A 14,903-nucleotide genomic window follows, 5' to 3' on the forward strand; every position below is an offset into this window, starting at 1 on the left:
CGCCCCCGGCACGGAACGGCTGACTCCCGGCGCCGGTCCCTCACCCGGACGGCACACGGACCACACCCCCGATCCAGTACGCCAGGGGGACGGCGCTGCGGTCCCCGCAGGACAGGAAAACCATCCGCCGGTCGTGGTGCATGCGGCGGGGCGGCCCGGCGATGCGGTGCCGGGATCGACGGTCCCTTCGGCCGCCGAGCTGGCGGTCCTGGAACGGGAGCGGCAGGCCGAGATCGCGCGGCTGTCGGAGCTGCTCACGGAAGAAGCCAGGCTGTCGGTGGTCAGGCGCGACCTTCTGCGCGTGGAGGAGGAGCTGGCCGCCCTGGTCGAGTCCGACGAGTCCGTCGCCGAACGGCTGGCCGTCCTGCCCGGCCTCATCGAGCGGGCCGAGCACGTGCTCGCCGAGGCGCGGACGGACGCCGCCAGGATCCCGGCCGCGCAGGCCGTACGCGACGCCGCCGCCCATCTGATCGATATCGACGACGAGCTGGCCAGGCTGGCGGCCGAGCTGGTCGAGCTGTCGGAGCGCGAGGCCGAGGTGCTCGCGGCCCAGGCCGAGCTCCCTGGCCGGATCGCCGACGCGAGCGCGGCCCTGGCCGACGTGCACGTCCAGGCGGCGGCCATCCCCGCGGCGGCCGCGAGCCTCGACGCCGCCAGGGGCACGCTGGAGGCCGCGCACCGCCGCGAGAGCCTCGCCGCGGAGCTGGACGCGGCCGTCGCCGCCCATCAGGTGCTGGTCGACCAGGCCCAGACGCTGCGGGAACGGTGGCTCGACCTGCGCCAGGCCCGCATCGACGGCATGGCGGCGGAGCTGGCCCGCGACCTGGCCGACGGGCAGCCGTGCGCGGTGTGCGGCTCCGACCACCATCCCGCTCCTGCCGCTCCCGCCCCGAGTGCCCCTTCGGCCGACGACGAGCACACGGCCGAGACCGAGCACGAGGCCGCTCTCGCCGAGCGCGAGGCGGCGGAACGCGCGCTCGCCTCGCTGGAGTCCCGGCACGCCGACGCGGTCGAGGCCACGGGAGGTCTGGACGTGGCGGAGGCCGAGGAGAGGGCGCTGCTGGCGGAGCAGGAGGTCGCCCGCCTGGAGGCGGTGGCGGCCCGTGAGCCTGCCCTGGCGGACGCGCTCGACCGCGTCGAGACCGATCGCGAGCAGGTCAGAGAACGGGCCATGGAGATCGCGGAGGCCCTCGCCGCGCACCGCGCCCACCTCACCCACCTCCGCTCCGAACGCGCCCGCCTCCGGACGCGCCTCGCCACGACCGGCGTCGCCGATCCGCCCGGACAAGCCGATGCCGGGCCGACGTCCTCCGCCCTTCCGGAGCCAGGCGCCGTGCACAACGACACCGCCGCGCCGGCGGTGGCCGGTGGCCCCGCGGGTCCGGGTGCCGGGGGAGGCGACCCTGCCGCGGGGACGGCTCCTGCCCGCCAGGACACCGCTTCGCGGGAAGGGGCGGACCACAGTGGCGGCAGGACCCGGGAAGGCCACGGAGACCCGGGGAGCGGGCCGGTGAAGGGTGATGGGGATTCGGACGGCGCGCAGGAGGTTGATGGCGCGCTCGTGCTGGCCGAAGCCGAGCAAGAGCTCCGGAGGTTGCGGGAGTCGGCCGGGCGGGAGGACGAGCTGGCCAGGGAGGTGGCGCGGCTCCACCGCGAACGGCAGGACCAGGAGGAGGAGAGCCGCGGGGCCGGCGCAAGGCTGGCGGCCTGCCGTACGAAACACGAGGAGCTGAGCGGCGACGCCGGCAGGCTCGGAGCGCGGCTGGACGCGGCGCGGGGCGGCGACCCGACCCTGACCGCCCGCCTGGCCAGGCTGGGCGACGAAGCCGAGCTGCTGCGAGAGGCCCGCGAGGCCACGCAGGCGGCGGCAGCGGCCCATGACGAACTGGCCAGGGCCCGGCAGGCGGCGGAAGAGGCGGCGGCCGAGGCCGGGTTCGCCGACGCGGCGGAGGCGGAGGCGGCGGTCAGAAGCCCGGCCGAGCGGGAGCGCAAGGCGGAGTCGCTGCGCCGCCTCGACGACGAGCACGCCGCCGTCACGAGCACCCTGGCCGATCCCGAGCTGGTCGCCGCCGCCGCGGAACCCGCCCCCGACCTGGCCGCGATCGAGGCGGAGCGCGACGCCCTGGAGGAGGCGCACACGCGGTTGTCGAGCGTTCGCGACCGGGCCGTGGCGAGGGTGGCGCGGCTGGAGGAGTTGCACGGCGAGCTGGCCGGCCGGCTCGACCGCTGGCGCCCGGCCGCAGACCGGCACCGGCTGGCGGAGCGGCTGGCGGCGCTGGCCGGCGGCACCTCCAGCGACAACCGGTGGAGCATGAGCCTGTCGTCGTTCGTGCTGGGCGAGCGGCTGCGGCAGGTCGTGGACGCCGCGAACGAACGCCTCGACCACATGTCGGGCGGACGCTACCTGCTCCGCCACGACCTGCGGAAGACGGCCGGGTCCCGGGCCCGCTCCGGCGGCGGGCTGGGGCTGCGGGTGGCCGACGGCTGGACCGGCGTCGACCGCGATCCGGCGACGTTGTCCGGGGGCGAGAGCTTCATCACCTCGCTCGCCCTGGCGCTGGGGCTGGCCGACGTCGTCACGGCGGAGGCCGGTGGCGCGGAGCTCGGCATGCTGTTCGTGGACGAGGGCTTCGGCACGCTCGACGAGGACACGCTCGACAGCGTCCTCGACATCCTCGACGGGCTGCGCGACGGAGGGCGGGCCGTGGGCATCGTCAGCCACGTGGCCGAGCTCAGGTCCCGGATCTCCGCCCAGCTCAAGGTCACCAAGACCCGCACCGGATCCACCCTGGCCTCGGTGGGCGTCGGCTGAGATCGCCCGCCCGCCCCCCGGGCGGGGCTTACGCCCCGCTGCCCACGGGAACCGGGCGGGCTACGGCGGCCAGCCGGGCGGCCACGCGGGACACGTCGAGCTTGTTGGCCTCCTCGACCCGGGCGACCGCCTCGGCGGGCACCGCGGCGATGCCGGTGAGCGCGCCCGCGACGGCGGCGGCCATGCACCCGACCGTGTCGGAGTCGCCGCCCGCGGTGGCCGCGGCGACCGCGGTCTGGAACGGGTCGCCGCCGGCCGCCACCAGCAGGCCGATGGCCGCTGGGCAGGCCTCGGCCGCGGGCAGGCCGGTGCCGATGACGGAGGCGATCCGCTCGATGGCATCGTCCAGGTCGCGGGACTGCACGGCGAGCGTGACGGCGAGGTCGATGCGCTGGGCGACGGAGGGGCCGGGGACGTGCCGGCCCTGCGCGCCGCCGAGGGCCTCGCCGAGCTCGGCGCCACGCCGCGCCGCCCGTACGACCTGGAACAGGTCGGCGCCGTCCACGCAGGCGGCGGCGGTCGCGGCGGCGATGGCCGCGGCTCCGGCGACGCCGATGTTCGTGTGGTGACTCGGTACGCACGTCAGGTGTGCCGCGCGGACGGCGCCCTCGATGTCCCCGGGGTGCACCAGACCGGCGGGGGCGACCCGCATGGCGCCGCCGTTGCTGGTGCCCTCGCTCATGATGCGTCCCGCCTTGCCCACGTCCCAGGGGTCGTCCCCGGCCTTGAGGCGTTCGATGGCCCGGCGCGTGGTGGGGCCGGCGAAGTGGGGATAGTAGGCGGGATCGGCGGACCAGCCGATGAGCAGGCGCGCCATGACCTCGGGGGTGACCTCCCCGTCGTGCTCGATGAATGCCTCGGCGAGCAGCAGCATCTGGCTGGAGTCGTCGGTGATCTGGGCCGGCCCGCGCCCGACCGCGTACGGCGCGTCGGGCAGCGGCGCGTGGAAGCTCTCGACCCTGCGGCCGAACAGTTCCCGGATCTCCGGGATGGAGCGTTCCTCGGTGGGCGCGCCGAGGGCGTCGGCGATGCAGGCGGCGGCCAGGCTGCCGTGGATGCGGTCCAGAAGTGTGGTCATCGGATTCCTTGGAGACGGGGTGCGGCGTCGAGGGTGACGTTCCGCAGGGACGTTTCGAGGCCGGTGCCGGCGTCGAGGTAGGCGCGTGAGCCGAGGCGGCCGACGCAGAGGGAGGCGGTGGCGACGCCGGCGCGCAGGCTGCCGGCGAGGGAGTGCCCGAGGATCCAGGACCCGGTGAACGCCCCGGCCAGGGCGTCTCCGGCGCCGGTGGTGTCCACGACCTCGACCTCCGGCCCGCGCGCGAGCCAGCCTTCCTCCCGGCTGTGGCAGGCCGCGCCGTTCCGCCCGCCGGTCACCACGACGACGGACGCGCCGGCGGAGATGAGCAGTGCGGCGCAGCGTCCGGGGTCGCCGCCGGCGAGCACCTCGACCGCGCCCTGGTTGCAGAAGACGAGGTCGCTGGCGTGGGCGAGGGCGAGCACGTCGTCCAGGCGCCCGGTGACGGCGTCGGGTTCGAGGTCCACGGCCACGGCCGCGCCGCTCGCGCGGGCCCGGGTGGCGAGGTCGAGCGCCCAGTCCAGGTCGTCGGCCAGCGGGGCGACGACCCGCGCCGTACGGAGCAGGTCGTCGGAGACCTGTCCCGTGGCCGGGATCTTGACCTCGGTCACCGCTCCGACGAGGGACTTCTCCCCGGTGTCGTCGAGCTGGACCACGCAGAACCAGGTGTGCCCGCCGGCGACGGTGACGCTCGCGGAGACGTCCACCCCGTGGGCGGCCAGCCGGTCCAGTGCCTGGCGGCCGGGCTCGTCGGAGCCCACGGCGGTGACCAGACCGCTGCGGGCTCCGGCGAACCGCGCGGCGGCGGCCAGGTTGGCGCTCATGCCCCCGCCCTGGATGCTCAGCAGCCGCCCGATCGCCTTGCCGTCGGCGGTGGCGATGTGAGGCACCCGGACGAAGTAGTCGACGCTGGCGTCTCCCACCGCCAGCACGTCGAGCGGCCGCAGGTTCGTGGCGGTCATCCGGGGGCCCTCCTGCCGATGAGGTTGTTCAGCAGGGCGGCGCCGACCAGGACCAGGCCGAGGACGCCGGTCTGCACGGAGTTGCCGACCTGGGCCAGCTGCAGGCCCCAGGACAGCACCACCACGTCGGCGAGCGCCAGCAGGACGCCGCTGAGGTGCCCCCGCCCGCCGAAGATGTGGATGCCGCCGAGCACCGCGATGGTGATCGCCTGCAGCTCCATCCCCAGGCCCGCGCTGGGCCGGGCCGTGAGCAGCCACGCGTTGGTCACCACGGCGCCGAGCGCGGCCAGCGCGCCGGACACGCAGTACAGCCGGAACCTGAGCTTGTTCACGTCGATCCCGGCCAGGGCGGCGGCCCGGTCGCTGGTGCCGATCTGGTGCAGCCGGCGGCCGAGGGCGGTGCGGTTCTGCGCCCAGATGGCCACGGCGAACGCGGGCGCCAGCACCAGCAGCACCTGGGCGGGGACGCCGAGGATCGCGGTCTGCCCGAGGGCGGCGAAGCCCTCCCTGCCGAACCCGCCGAGCTGGCCTCCGTGGGTCAGCACCTGGGCGAGCGCGCCGTACAGGAAGAGCGTGCTCAGCGTGACGATCAGCGGGGGCAGGCCCAGCCGGGCGACCATGAAGCCGTTGACGGAGCCGAGCAGCGCGCCGAAGGCGACGGTCACCAGCGCGGCCAGCCACGGGCTGAGCCCGAGGTTCTGGGCGAGCAGGCCCATGAAGATGCCCGACAGGCTCAGCGCGGACCCCACGGACAGGTCGATGCCGCCCCTGCCGCCGAGGATGACCAGCGACACGCCGAGGGCCAGCAGGCCGATGACCGCACCGTACTGCGTCATCGCCAGCAGGTTGCCCACCTCGAGGAAGTACGGCGACAGCAGGCTCATCAGCGCGCCGAGGGCGACGACGAGCACGGCGAGGAACACCCTGCGATCGCTCACGCGGTCCCGCATCGACCGCCGGGGCAGGGCTCCCGTTGTCATCTCTTCGCTCCGATCCGCTTGTCGAGGGTGCGCCGGGTCAGCACGTCGAAGGCCACCGCGAGGGCGACGGCCGCCCCGACCAGCACGCCGTTCCACAACGGCGGCACGCCCATGAGGACGACGCCGTTCTGCAGCAGCGCGATGAAGGCCAGGCCGCCGAGGGTGCGCAGCACGCCGCCCTCACCGCCGAGGATGCTGGTGCCGCCGACGACCACGGCGGCGATCGCGGGCAGGGTGAGCTCGTTACCGGCCGTGGCCTGGACGACTCCCACCCTGCCCACGTAGATGAGCGCCGCGACGCCGACGAGGGCGCCCACGAGCACGTACGCCGCGAACGACGTCCGCGCGACGGGCACTCCGAGGAGCCGCGCGCCCTCCGCGTCGTTGCCGATGGCGAACAGCCGCCGGCCGAACACCCGGTGCCGCAGCACGTACGCCAGCACGCCGAACATGGCCAGCACGACCAGGCCCACCAGGGGGATCCCGCCGGCGCGGGCCGGGCCGAGCGCGGGCACGACGGGGCCGGCGAAGACGTCGGTGCTGTCCCAGAGGATGAACAGCACGGTCTTGAAGATGGCTGCGGTGCCCAGCGTGGTGATGATGGGGGAGATCCGCCCGCCGACGACCAGGCCGCCGTTGATCGCGCCGAGCGCGCCGCCGAGCAGCACGGAGATCACGACGACGAGCAGTGGCGGCAGGCCCGCGACGAAGAGTGTGGCGCCCACCCACGCGACCACGCCGAGCATCGGCCCGACCGACACGTCGATCCCGGCCAGCAGGACGACCAGCGTCACCCCGGCGGCCAGCAACGCCAGGTCGGCCGAGTTGATCACCACGTTGGCGAGGTTGGCCGCGGACAGGAAGCCGGGGGCGGCCACGGTGAAGAAGATCACCTCCGCGACCAGGAGGAGCGGCAGCAGCGCGTTGCGCAGCAGGACCAGCATCCGCGCGGAGGGCGCGAACGCGGAGGGGACGGTGGTCGTGGTCACCGGTTCACCCCCATCGTGGCGCGCAGCACCGCGTCCTCGGTCAGGTCGTCGCCGCTCAGCTCGGCGGCCATGCGGCCCTCGCGCATGACGTAGACGCGGTCGGAGACGGCCAGGAGCTCCGGCAGGTCGCTGGAGACGACCAGCACCGCGGTGCCGTCGCGGGCGACCTCCACCAGGCGCTGCTGGATGTCGGTCTTGGTGGCCACGTCGATGCCCCGGGTCGGCTCGTCCAGGATGAGGATCCTGGGTTCTGTGGCGAGCTGCCGGGCGAACAGCGTCTTCTGCTGGTGACCGCCGGACAGGCCGGTGACGGGGAAGGCCGGTGACGGGGCCTTGATACGCAGCCGGTCGATCCACGAGGCCGCGAGCTCGCGCTCCTCGGCACGGCGGATGACGCCGAGCCGGCCCAGCAGCTCCGGCAGCTTGACGGCCGTGATGTTGCTGAGCGTGTCCATGCCGGGGAAGATGCCGAGCGTCTTACGGTCCTCCGGCAGGTAGGCGATGCCGCGGGCCATGGCGTCGCGCGGGCCGCGCGGGGTGTGCGGCTTGCCGTCCACCCACATGGTTCCCGCGCTGGGGCGCAGCACGCCGAAGACGGTCAGCGCCAGCTCGGTGCGCCCGGCTCCGACGAGTCCGTACAGGCCGACCACCTCGCCGCCGCGCACGGTCAGGTCGACGTCCGACACCGCTCCCGGCACGGTGAGCCCTGAGGTCTCCAGCATGACCGGCCCGGGCCGGGCGGGCGAGCGGCTGATGGCGGCGTTGACCGGTCTGCCGGACATCATCTCCAGGATCCTGTCGTGGTCGGCCGCCGAGGCGGGCAGGTCGCCGGCGAGCCTGCCGTCCTTCAGGACGATGAACCGGTCCGCGACGTGCTCGAGCTCCTCGAAGCGGTGCGTGATGTACAGCACGCCCACGCCGGCCTCGGAGAGCCGCTGCACGATGAGGAACAACCTGCGGACCTCGGCGTCGGTCAGGATCGAGGTGGGCTCGTCCAGGATCAGCACCTTGGCCTCGACGTCGACCGCCCTGGCGATCAGCGCCAGCTGCTGTTCGGCCAGGCTGAGCGCGTCCATGCGCCGGCTCAGCAGCTCCACGGGGACGTCGAGCCGCCGGAACAACTCCTCGCCCCTCCCGCGCATCCGGCGCCAGTCGACCTGGCCCGCGCGGTCGCGTGGTTCGCGGCCGACGTAGAGGTTCTCCAGCACCGACAGCCGGGGGAAGAACGACGGCTCCTGGTAGACGACGCTGACGCCGCCGGCCAGCGCGGCCCCCGGCGAGGCGGGCCGGTGCGGTGCGCCGTCCAGAACCATCTCGCCGCCGTCGGGCGGGTACACACCGGCGATGATCTTGATCAGGGTGGACTTGCCGGCGCCGTTCTCGCCGAGCACGGCCAGCCGCTCGCCCGCCCCCAGCGTGAAGCCGACGTCGGTGAGGGCGGTGGTGGCTCCGAAGCTCTTGGACAGGCCGGACACCGAGAGGATGGGCCGCACGTCGCTCCTAGTAGTCATACTGGGCGATGTTCGCCTTGGTGAAGACCATCGGCGGGCCCATGACGAGCGTCGTGGTCGCCGCCGAATACTCGACGGGGTTCTTCAGGCCCGGCACGGTGTTCTTCGCGGCGAACTCTTTGCCGTCCAGGAGCTGCTTCATCGCCCAGACGGTCAGCACACCCAGGTGCGGCACGTCCCAGAGAACGGTGGAGGTCATCACGCCGGACTCGACATATGTGCGCGCCGTCCGCGGCGACCCGAAGCCGGAGACCGCCACCTTCCCCGCCTTGCCGGCGTTCTGGACGGCCTGCGCCACTCCGGGGACCGCCGTCGACGGCACCGCGATGATCGCCTTGAGGTCGGGGTAGGCGGTCATGAGGTCCTGCGCCTCTTTCAGCGCCTGCGCGGTGTCGGTGGTGTAGCGCACGCCGCCCACCAGCTCCAGGGCCGGGTAGGTGGACTCCTGCCGCTTGCGCGCCTCGGCCACCCAGCTGTTGAACGTCTGCGTGTCGGCCGCCCCTGACACGATGCCGTACTCGCCCGTGCCGTTCATCGCCTTGGCGATCTCGTCCATCACGGTCGCGCCGAGCGCGGCGTCGGAGGCCTGCTGCACGAACACCTGGCGTTCGCTGTCGGGCGCGTCGGCGTCGGAGGTGACCACGACGATGCCCTTCTTCCGCGCGGCCGCGATGGCCGGGTTCATCGACCGGGGGTCGAGCGGGGACACCGCGATCGCGGCGTAGCCCTGCTGGACGAGGCTGTTGAAGATGCGGAGCTGCTCGGTCGCGTCCGCGGTGGAGGGCCCTGCCTGGGTGTACGACATGCCCAGCGACTGCGCTGTCTTCTCCGCGCCCTCCTTGAAGGCGGAGAAGTAGGGTACGCCCTCCACCTGGGAGACGAAGGCCACCTTCGGCTCCTCGCCACCACCGGTGCTGGGCGCGGCGCTCTGGCCGGCCGGCCCTCCCACGGTCGAGCAGGCCGCCAGGGAGACGGCCGTGAAGACGGCCACGAACCCGGCACTGATGTTTCGCATATCGCATCCCGAGGAGACGAACTGACAGGTCTGCAGGCGCGCCCCGTATCCGCCCGTGCGGCCACCGTAAGAATTAGTACCAATCAGTGTCAAGAGTTGTAGGTACAAATATGGATGTTGTTGGTATATGTTGTGCATGGAGCTAGTTGACTGGTACTTCGGTCTGCGCCGGGTTCGCGAGCGAGGGGAGATGGGCCCGCATGACCAAGCGCCATGCGCACGAGATCGTGGCTGATTCGCTGCGTACGCACATCCTCGAAGGCCGCTACAAACCGGGGCAGCGCCTGCCGTCCGAGGAGGCGCTCACCGACGAGTACGGCGTCAGCCGCAACACCGTGCGGGTGGCCCTGAACCACCTCGCCGCGGCCAACCTCATCACCCGGCGCCGCGGATCCGGCAGCTACGTCAACTCCGACCTCGGCATCAGCCACTCCCTCGGCAACCTGCGCAGCTTCACCGTGCTTCTGCGCGACCTGGGCCTGCAGCCGGGCATCACCGAGGTCGAGGTGCGCCTCGACCCCAACCCTCCCCTGGAGATCCTCGGGTTCCTCCCCTCCGAGGTCGCCTGGCTGGTCCGCAGGGTGCGGACGGGCTCGGGCTCGCCCTTCGCCCTCCTCGACTCGTGGCTTCCCGACCGCATCGGCTCGCGGATCGACCCGGAGGCCCTGACCCGCCGCCAGTCTCTCTACGCCTCACTCGCAGAAGACCTCGACATCAAGGTCGCCGAGGCCACGGAGAGCATCCACGCCGAGGCCGCCGACGAGCGCGAGGCCCGCGTCCTCGACGTCCCGGTCGGCAGCCCGATCATCGTCATCCGGCGGTGGACCTACGACCGGGCGGGCAGGCCCGTCGAATACACCCGGTCGGCCGCCCGCGGTGACCGCTACCGGTATGTGGTCAAGCTCCGCGCCTGACAGCGGGATCCCGCACGGCGTCGCGTGCGCCACTGTCCAGCGAAGCCGGGCGGCCCGTAACCACCCCCGAGGCGGCCCCCGCGCCGTGGTCCGCCTCGGCGTCCCCGCTTCGTGAGCATCTCCAGCGGCCCACCGCATGCCAGGCTGGAGCCCGGAGCGGTCATCTCGACGACGACGGGCGCGTTGCGGCCCCGTCAGCGGCGATAGCGCAGCCAGACCAGGCCGCCGGGCAGGCGCCGCACGGCGACGAGGGTGAGCGCGGAGGCGACGCGGCCGGCGCCGTACCAGAAACCGGTGGACTGGCCGGCGGCCAGGCAAGGGTGGACGAGCAGGCTGATCTCGTCGACCAGCCCGCCGGCCAGGAGCGCGCCGATGAGCGTGCCCCCGCTGTCGACCCGCACCACCTTGACCCCGTCGGCGCGGCCGAGCGTGCTCAGGGCGTCGGCGAGGTCGACGCGGTCGGCACCGGTGACCAGCTCGCGCACCTGCCGCCCGGGCGGGCGCGGCGGGGTGTGCTCGGCGTGCAGGGCGACGACGCCGGACCAGTGGCCGGCGTCGCGCAGCGCCTCCCACGCGCTGATCCGCGCGCGGCCGTCGACGACGGCCAGCAGCGGCCCGCCCGCGGCCGGGCCCGGCCGCCCGGCCTGCGCCAGGGCGGGCTCCTGGGCGAGGATGGTGTCGGCACCCGCCAGGGTGAGGTCTTCGTCCCAGGTGCGGGCGAGCTCGTAGAACCGGGCGACGTCGGGCTGGAACCCGGTGGTCGCCCCGTCTGCGGACACGGCCACATGCGCCACCACGTAGGGACGTCCCGGATCGGAGGACATGCCGCCACGGTACGGCGCGCCTGTGACAGTTACCTCAGCCGAGCGACGTGATCAATCGCGGCAGGGCGGCCGGGTCGTGGAAGAGCGTGGCGCCCAGGCCCGCGAGGCGGTCGGCGGGGGTGAAGCCGCCGGCGTAGGCCAGGCAGCGCATGCCCGCGCTCATCGCCGCCGTCACCCCGAACGGGCTGTCCTCCACCACCACGCACCGCTCCGACGGCACCCCCATCGTGTCCGCCGCGTGCAGGAACAGGTCGGGCGCCGGCTTGCCCCTGGCCACGTCCTCGGCGCTGAACACCCGCCCGTCGAACCGCTTGGCCAGCCCCGTGAGCTCCAGGCTGCGGCGGATCGTCGCGTGCCGGCCGTTGGAGGCCACGCAGGCCGGCACCGTGAGCTGCTCGATCGCCGCCTCGATTCCCTCGATGGCCCGCAACTCCGCCATCATCGCGGCCCGGTGCTCGGCGTCGAGCCGCTGGCGCCAGCCCGGCGGCGTCTCGCCGACCTGCTCGGCCCAGTATTCGTTGGTGCAGCCCACGAAACGTTCGGCGTACTCCGCCTCGTCGATCGTCCAGCCCAGACGCCGCAGTGCGGCGGTGCCCACGCGTGTGGAGATGGGCTCGCTGTCCACGAGCACACCGTCGCAGTCGAAGATGACCAGGTCGATGGCCAAGCCTGCTCCTTTCCCCGGGAGGTCCGGCTACGAACCTATCTGATGTGACATAGCGCCAGGTGATAGCGTTCGCGTATCGCTTCACAAGACGCTCGTCCGCATAGTGAGACCCGAATGACGACATCCCCCAAGACCGCGACCCCCAGCAGGTCAAGAGTCGCGGCGGCCAGCCTCATCGGCACCGCGATCGAGTTCTACGACTTCTACATCTACGGCACCGCCGCGGCCCTCGTGCTGAACGCCGCCTTCTTCCCCGGCCTCGACCCGGTGGCGGGCACCCTGGCGTCGTTCTCGACGTTCGCCGTCGCCTTCATCTCGCGCCCGCTCGGCTCGGCGGTGTTCGGGCACTGGGGCGACCGGATCGGCCGCAAGTCCATGCTCGTCGTGTCGCTGCTGGTGATGGGCCTGTCAACGGTGGCGATCGGGCTGCTGCCCGGCTACGCGGCGATCGGCGTCATGGCACCCGTGCTGCTGGTGTTGCTGCGGTTCACGCAGGGCATCGGCCTCGGCGGCGAGTGGGGCGGTGCGGCGCTGCTGGCGACCGAGCACGCCCCGCCCGGCAAGCGCGGGCTCTACGCGATGTTCCCGCAGCTCGGCCCGTCGGTCGGGTTCATCGTGGCCAACGGGCTGTTCCTCGTGCTCGGCGAGACGCTCAGCGAAGACGCGTTCGGGAGCTGGGGGTGGCGGCTGCCGTTCGTGGCGAGCCTGCTGCTCGTGATCGTCGGTCTCTACGTACGGCTGAAGATCTCCGAGACGCCCGTGTTCCAGAAGGCCATGGACCAGCGGCGCATCGCCAAGGTGCCGTTCGCCGGGCTCATGCGGCACCAGTGGCGGCGCGTGCTGCTCGGCGCCGGCGCCATGACCATCGCGTACACGCTCTTCTACACCGCCACCACCTACTGCCTGGCGTACGGGACCAGCACGCTGAAGATCCCGAAGACCACGATGCTCGCGCTCACCATGATCGGGGTCGTGTTCATGGCGGCGGGCACCGTGGTCTCGGCGATGGTCTCCGACCGGCTGGGCCGGCGCCGCACCCTGATCGCGGGCACCGGGGCGGCCATCGCGTGGGGGCTGGTGATGTTCCCGCTGATGGAGACCAGGTCCGTCTTTCTCGCCGGGCTGGCGCTGGCCGGGGCGCTGGCGCTGATGGGGTTGATCTTCGGGCCGATGGGGGCGTACCTGCCCGAGCTGTTCAGGACCGAATACCGCTACAGCGGCGCGTCGGTCGCCTACAGCCTCGGCGGTGTGCTCGGCGGCGCGGTGCCGCCGCTGGTCGCCACCAGCATGCAGGCCGGCGGCATGGGCGCGATCGCGGTCGGGGCATACGTGTCGGCGATGGCGCTGCTGAGCCTGCTTTGCCTGCTCGCTCTGCCCGAGACAGGCGACGAATCCCTATAAAACCAATAAATCGCGGCATCTAGCCCGGTAGTGTGATGCTCATCAACACGGCGGTCGAACAGAGCCGTGGCGCCCACGGCCGCGCTGACTTTACGGGCTGGCTCCCTCAGGCCGGCGCGGCCGGAACGCCTCAGGCGCTCTCGTAACCCGGGAAGAGCGGAGACAACTCCTGCGGGTACGCCCCGATCAGGCGCAGTTCGTCGTTCGTGAGCGGCCTGCCCGTCATCGCGTTGCAGAGCTGCACCAGCCGGAAGGCCAGGTCCTCGTCGGGCGTCTCGATCCCCAGCCCGTCCATGACATGCCCGAACCCGGCCTTGCCGCCGTACTCGCCGGTCAGCACCACCCGCCCGTTCCGCGCGTGCCAGTCCTCGGGGAACGGCCCCAGCGTCGCCTCGTCGTACAACTCGTAGTTGCCGTGGTCCTTCAGCGCGCCGTCGGCGTGGATGCCCGACTCGTGTGCGAACGCGTTGCGCCCCACCCCGACCTGGTTGTACGGCAGCGGCTGCCCCAGCGCGTAGCTCGCCCACAACCCGAACCTGCGGGCCCACGACAGGTCGAGCACGTCACCGATCTCGGCGTCGAGCCCGAAGCCGTGCTCGAAGGCCAGGATGGTGGAGAGCAGGTCGGCGTTTCCCGAGCGCTCGCCGATGCCGTTCACGCACGTGTTGATCCACGCGTCCTGCCCCGCGTCGAGATCGCCCAGAGCGCCCGAGACGGAGTTGGCCACGGCCATGCCGAGGTCGTTGTGGCAGTGGGTCTCGACCGGCATTGCGGTCGCCGAGGCCAGCTTGGCGAAGCGCTCGCGGATGCGATCGGGGGTGTCGCCGCCGATCGTGTCGCAGTAACGCACCCGATCGGCGCCCGCCGCCTTGGCCGCCAGGGCGAACTCCAGCAGGAAGGCGTCGTCCGTACGCGAGCCGTCCTCGGCGTTCACTCCCACGGTCAGGGCGCCCGCGTCCTTGGCCACGCGGACCGCGGCCGTCATCTCCCTGATGATCGCCTCCCGGTCCAGGCGGCCGCGGAACTTGTTCTGGATCATGTAGTCGGACGTCGAGATGGACAGGTTGTAGTGCCTCAGCCCGAGGGGCGCCGCCTTCTCCACGTCCTGGGGCACGCCCCGGCACCAGCCGGACAGCCGCAGCTCACCGAACGCCCCGGCCTCGGCCAGCGCCACCTGCGCCTTGACGTACGGGACCTCATGGAAGAGGAACGGGAAACCGATCTCGGACTGAGCCACGCCGAGCCTGGCCAGATAGAAGTTGACCATGGTCTTGCCGAACTTCGACAGGCCGGTGCGCGCGGTCTGCACGCCGTCCCGGTTGGTCACATCGAGGAAATGAACGTTGGGCATGCCCTCACGTTGACATGGTTGCTCAACGTGGATCAATATTGATTTTCGTCAATATACTGGGAGGGCTTCCCCACGATGGAGTGGATCGACGCGGCCACGGCTGCCGAACGGCTCGGCGTCAAACCCGCCACGCTGTACGCGTACGTGAGCAGGGGAGTGTTGCGGCGGCGGCACGGCGACGACGGGCGGCGCAGCCTCTTCTCGGCAGAGGAGGTCGAACGCCTCGCCCGCCGCGGCCGCCCCCGCAACCGGCCGCCGGAGCTCGTGATCGAGTCGGCCGTCACCGCCCTCGGCGTCGACCGGCCCTACTACCGGGGGCGCGACGTGCTGGAGCTCGCCGGGACGAGCGACTTCGAGACGGTCGCCACGTGGCTCTGGACCGCCGACCCCGCCCTCTGGCGC

The 14,903-nt window shown here is 72.7% G+C and carries 13 protein-coding genes; 4 read left to right on the top strand and 9 right to left on the bottom strand.

All coding sequences use genetic code 11. The annotated features are described in order from the left end of the window. Positions 1–2,812, top strand: a 2,812-nt coding sequence (locus E1294_RS46435; protein ID WP_132518269.1) for an SbcC/MukB-like Walker B domain-containing protein, incomplete at its 5' end; no start/stop codon positions are given. Between the two features lie 28 nt (positions 2,813–2,840). Here the strand turns inward: E1294_RS46435 and E1294_RS46440 are convergent. Genes E1294_RS46440 through E1294_RS46465 form a run of 6 tightly spaced genes read right to left on the bottom strand, consistent with a single transcriptional unit; the run spans position 2,841 to position 9,344 of the window. Continuing rightward, positions 2,841–3,890, bottom strand: a complete 1,050-nt coding sequence (locus E1294_RS46440; RefSeq protein ID WP_132518271.1) for an ADP-ribosylglycohydrolase family protein — start codon at positions 3,888–3,890, stop codon at positions 2,841–2,843. After that, positions 3,887–4,849: a carbohydrate kinase family protein gene (locus E1294_RS46445; protein ID WP_132518273.1), complete on the bottom strand. Its 963-nt coding sequence runs from the start codon at positions 4,847–4,849 to the stop codon at positions 3,887–3,889. Before E1294_RS46445 ends, E1294_RS46440 begins: the two co-directional genes overlap by 4 nt. Beyond that, on the bottom strand, positions 4,846–5,829 hold the full coding sequence (locus E1294_RS46450; RefSeq protein WP_132518275.1) for an ABC transporter permease: 984 nt from the start codon (positions 5,827–5,829) through the stop codon (positions 4,846–4,848). The genes E1294_RS46445 and E1294_RS46450 overlap by 4 nt, the downstream gene beginning before the upstream one ends. Further along, positions 5,826–6,818, bottom strand: a complete 993-nt coding sequence (locus tag E1294_RS46455) for an ABC transporter permease (RefSeq protein ID WP_132518277.1) — start codon at positions 6,816–6,818, stop codon at positions 5,826–5,828. The genes E1294_RS46450 and E1294_RS46455 overlap by 4 nt, the downstream gene beginning before the upstream one ends. Beyond that, positions 6,815–8,311: a sugar ABC transporter ATP-binding protein gene (locus E1294_RS46460; protein WP_165977869.1), complete on the bottom strand. Its 1,497-nt coding sequence runs from the start codon at positions 8,309–8,311 to the stop codon at positions 6,815–6,817. The genes E1294_RS46455 and E1294_RS46460 overlap by 4 nt, the downstream gene beginning before the upstream one ends. A 7-nt stretch (positions 8,312–8,318) precedes the next feature. Further along, positions 8,319–9,344: an autoinducer 2 ABC transporter substrate-binding protein gene (locus tag E1294_RS46465; RefSeq protein WP_165977870.1), complete on the bottom strand. Its 1,026-nt coding sequence runs from the start codon at positions 9,342–9,344 to the stop codon at positions 8,319–8,321. A 200-nt stretch (positions 9,345–9,544) separates the two neighbouring features. Between E1294_RS46465 and E1294_RS46470 the strand changes: the two genes are divergently transcribed. Continuing rightward, positions 9,545–10,258: a GntR family transcriptional regulator gene (locus tag E1294_RS46470; protein WP_132518283.1), complete on the top strand. Its 714-nt coding sequence runs from the start codon at positions 9,545–9,547 to the stop codon at positions 10,256–10,258. Positions 10,259–10,452: 194 nt separating this feature from the next. Here E1294_RS46470 and E1294_RS46475 read toward each other — a convergent pair whose 3' ends face one another. Together E1294_RS46475 and E1294_RS46480 are read right to left on the bottom strand one after the other, a co-directional pair. Continuing rightward, on the bottom strand, positions 10,453–11,082 hold the full coding sequence (locus E1294_RS46475; protein WP_132518285.1) for a RibD family protein: 630 nt from the start codon (positions 11,080–11,082) through the stop codon (positions 10,453–10,455). A gap of 34 nt (positions 11,083–11,116) precedes the next feature. Beyond that, positions 11,117–11,749 carry an HAD family hydrolase gene (locus tag E1294_RS46480; protein WP_132518287.1) on the bottom strand — a complete coding sequence of 211 codons (633 nt, stop codon included), beginning with the start codon at positions 11,747–11,749 and terminating at the stop codon, positions 11,117–11,119. 114 nt (positions 11,750–11,863) lie between these two features. Here E1294_RS46480 and E1294_RS46485 point away from each other — a divergent pair, with 114 nt between their 5' ends. Beyond that, the gene (locus E1294_RS46485) at positions 11,864–13,150 is read left to right on the top strand and encodes an MFS transporter (RefSeq protein WP_132518289.1); all 1,287 of its coding nucleotides are present in this window, start codon (positions 11,864–11,866) and stop codon (positions 13,148–13,150) included. A 130-nt stretch (positions 13,151–13,280) separates the two neighbouring features. On the opposite strand, the gene E1294_RS46490 is transcribed toward E1294_RS46485, so the two are convergent. Further along, the gene (locus tag E1294_RS46490; RefSeq protein ID WP_132518291.1) at positions 13,281–14,501 is read right to left on the bottom strand and encodes a LeuA family protein; all 1,221 of its coding nucleotides are present in this window, start codon (positions 14,499–14,501) and stop codon (positions 13,281–13,283) included. A gap of 75 nt (positions 14,502–14,576) precedes the next feature. Here E1294_RS46490 and E1294_RS46495 point away from each other — a divergent pair. Beyond that, on the top strand, positions 14,577–14,903 hold a 327-nt coding region (locus tag E1294_RS46495; protein WP_132518293.1), incomplete at its 3' end, for a helix-turn-helix domain-containing protein.

Source organism: Nonomuraea diastatica, assembly GCF_004349015.1.
GTDB lineage: Bacteria > Actinomycetota > Actinomycetes > Streptosporangiales > Streptosporangiaceae > Nonomuraea > Nonomuraea diastatica.

What these genes read in the sequence shown, in the direction of transcription:
- E1294_RS46440 (WP_132518271.1), bottom strand. Translation starts at nt 3,890, where the DNA reads ATGACCACACTTCTGGACCGCATCCACGGCAGCCTGGCCGCCGCCTGC.
- E1294_RS46445 (WP_132518273.1), bottom strand. Translation starts at nt 4,849, where the DNA reads ATGACCGCCACGAACCTGCGGCCGCTCGACGTGCTGGCGGTGGGAGAC.
- E1294_RS46450 (WP_132518275.1), bottom strand. Translation starts at nt 5,829, where the DNA reads ATGACAACGGGAGCCCTGCCCCGGCGGTCGATGCGGGACCGCGTGAGC.
- E1294_RS46465 (WP_165977870.1), bottom strand. Translation starts at nt 9,344, where the DNA reads ATGCGAAACATCAGTGCCGGGTTCGTGGCCGTCTTCACGGCCGTCTCC.
- E1294_RS46470 (WP_132518283.1), top strand. Translation starts at nt 9,545, where the DNA reads ATGACCAAGCGCCATGCGCACGAGATCGTGGCTGATTCGCTGCGTACG.
- E1294_RS46475 (WP_132518285.1), bottom strand. Translation starts at nt 11,082, where the DNA reads ATGTCCTCCGATCCGGGACGTCCCTACGTGGTGGCGCATGTGGCCGTG.
- E1294_RS46485 (WP_132518289.1), top strand. Translation starts at nt 11,864, where the DNA reads ATGACGACATCCCCCAAGACCGCGACCCCCAGCAGGTCAAGAGTCGCG.
- E1294_RS46490 (WP_132518291.1), bottom strand. Translation starts at nt 14,501, where the DNA reads ATGCCCAACGTTCATTTCCTCGATGTGACCAACCGGGACGGCGTGCAG.